Raw genomic sequence first — 207 nt, 5'->3', positions numbered from 1 at the left:
CTGATCCTCAAAATGGATGGCAGTACCAAACGGACGGCGCAGCCAGACGTCGTTCGAGTGAACCTCAGGCGACTCTTTGGGCGAATCCTGCAACGACGCTAGCATCCAATGGACATATCCAAAGTCCCGTTCAAGCACGCTCCCATCAACGGCGCTCAATAAGCGACCAGCGCCGATCGCCAATATTGCATTGCTCCAGGCGATAGC

General features: G+C 55.6%; 1 protein-coding gene. It reads left to right on the top strand.

The window, feature by feature from the left end; all coding sequences use genetic code 11:
- The coding region (locus ACM0OZ_RS49510; protein ID WP_414590266.1) for a hypothetical protein at nt 1–206 on the top strand (206 nt) is incomplete at its 5' end.
- Between the last annotated feature and the right edge of the window lies 1 nt (nt 207).

Origin of the sequence: Scytonema sp. PCC 10023, assembly GCF_963920835.1 — a bacterium.
GTDB lineage: Bacteria > Cyanobacteriota > Cyanobacteriia > Cyanobacteriales > Nostocaceae > Kalymmatonema.
This window is presented reverse-complemented; position numbering and strand designations above follow the sequence as displayed.